Genomic DNA, 2,304 nt, shown 5'->3' with positions numbered 1-2,304 from the left:
GGGCGATGTGAGTGCCGTGGGCCTCCAGGACACCGGCCATCCGCTGACCGGGGCCGTGGTGAGCGTGCCCGACACCGGCGGTGTGCTGCTCACGGGACAGCTGTCGGTGGCCACCCACCCGTGGCTGGCGGACCACGCCGTCTCGGGAACGGTGCTGCTGCCCGGCGCCGCGATGGCCGAACTCGCCATTCGCGCCGGAGACGAGACCGCCACCCCCACCCTGGAAGAGCTGGTCATCGGCCAGCCGATGACACTGCCCGACGACGGGGCGCTGCATGTCCAGGTACTGGTCGGCGGCGAGGAGGGTGGGCGCCGGGGCGTGCGGATCTACTCCCGCGCCGACTCGGCCCAGGAGTGGCTGGAGCACGCCTCGGGCATACTCGCCACTCAGCCGGACGGCGCGGCCGAGGACGGCCTGGCCGAGTGGCCGCCGCCCGGCGTCGAACCCGTCGTCCTGGACGACTTCTACGACAACCTCGCACAGGCCGGATATGAGTACGGCCCCGCGTTCCGCGGGCTGAAGGCGGTCTGGAAGCGCGACGGCGAGGTGTACGCGGAGGCCGCGCTGCCGGAGGAGCAGACGGAGACCGCCGGCCGGTTCGGCATCCACCCGGCACTGCTGGACGCCGCACTGCACGCGAGCAACTTCTGTGTTCCCCCGGCCCCGGGCCAGACGCTGCTCCCCTTCGTGTGGAACGACGTACGGCTGCTGGCGGCGGGAGCCACGGCCGTCCGTGTGCGCGCCCGCGCCACCGGCCCGGACTCGTTCACCATCAGTCTCTTCGACACCACCGGCTCGCCCGTCGCCTCGGTGGACTCCCTGGTGCTCCGGGTGATCAGCCCCGAGCAGCTCGCCGCCGCCTCCAGCGGCGCCGATCGGTCCGCCGATTCGCTGTTCACGCTGGACTGGACCGAGCACCCCGCTGCCCCGGGGAGCGAGGTCTCCTGGGCCACCCTCGGCGACGGCCACGCGGACGACCTGGACGCGCTCATCGCGGCGGAGGACCGGCCGGACCGGCCCGAGGCCGTGGTCGTCGACACCACGGCCTGGGCCACCGAGCACACCGGCCTGCCCGCGCGCGCCCGGGACCTGGCAGCCCGTGCGCTGGACCTGGTGCAGCGGTGGGTCGGCCAGCCCGAACTCGCCGACGTCCGGCTGGTGTTGCTCACTCGTGGTGCGGTGTCCGTACATGACACCGCCGAGGTCACCGATCCGGCCGCCGCCGCGATCTGGGGCCTGGTCCGCTCCGCCCAGTCCGAACACCCCGGCCGGATCGCCCTGGTGGACACCGACGATGTGTCGCGTGAGGCCCTGCCCGTGGCGGTGGCGTCCGGCGAACCGCAGTCGGCGCTGCGCCGTGGGCTGCTGTGGGTGCCGCGTCTGGTGCGCTCGCCGCAGGGTCTCGCCGTACCGGCGCATGAACACTGGTACCTCGACGTCTCGGAGAAGGGCAGCCTGGAGAACCTGGTGCTGCGGCCGGATCCGGAGGCCACCGCGCCCCTGGCCCCCGGTCAGGTCCGGATCGAGGTCCGCGCCGCCGGTCAGAACTTCCGGGACGTGCTCGTGGCGCTCGGCGGTGTAGCGGGGCAGGAGGGTCTGGGCGGCGAGGGTGCCGGTGTGGTGACCGAGGTCGGCCCAGGGGTCGAGGGCCTGGCCGTGGGCGACCGGGTGATGGGCCTGTTCCCCCGCTCGTTCGGCCCGCTGGCCACCGCGGACGCGCGAACCGTCGCGCCCATCCCCGGGGGCTGGTCGTACGCCACGGCCGCCGGGGTGCCGGTGGCCTATCTGACGGCGCTGTACGGGCTGCGGGACCTGGGCGACATCCAGCCGGGTGAGACGGTGCTGGTGCACGCCGCCGCCGGTGGTGTGGGCATGGCCGCCGTCCAGCTGGCACGGCACTTCGGCGCCACCGTGTACGCCACCGCGCATCCGTCCAAGCACCATGTGCTGACCGCGTTGGGGGTGCCGGAGGAGCATCTGGCATCCAGCCGCGACCTCGGTTTCGCCTCGACGTTTCCCTCGCTGGACGTAGTGCTGAACTCCCTCACCGGCGAGTATGTGGACGCCTCGCTGGGGCTGCTCGGCTCCGGTGGCCGGTTCGTGGAGATGGGCAAGAACGACATCCGCGACCCCGCCGCGGTCGCCGAAGCCCATCCCGGTGTGGGCTACCAGGCGTTCGACCTGGGAGGCGACGCGGGGCCTGACCGCATCCGGGAGTTGCTCGCGGAGCTGGTGGAGCTGTTCCGGCGGGGCGCGATCGAGCCGCTGCCGGTACGGCACTGGGACGTTTCGCAGGCGCCGGC

Annotated in this window: 1 protein-coding gene; it reads left to right on the top strand. The window is 73.4% G+C overall.

The window, feature by feature from the left end:
* Nucleotides 1-16: 16 nt before the first annotated feature.
* Nucleotides 17-2,304: SpnB-like Rossmann fold domain-containing protein (locus NQU54_RS48315; protein WP_257636617.1), on the top strand; the 2,288-nt coding region annotated here is incomplete at its 3' end.

It is taken from the genome of Streptomyces malaysiensis subsp. samsunensis, from assembly GCF_024519315.1.
Taxonomy (GTDB): Bacteria; Actinomycetota; Actinomycetes; order Streptomycetales; family Streptomycetaceae; genus Streptomyces; species Streptomyces malaysiensis.
Note: the sequence above shows the minus strand (reverse complement) of the source record. Positions and strands in the feature narration are given on the sequence as shown.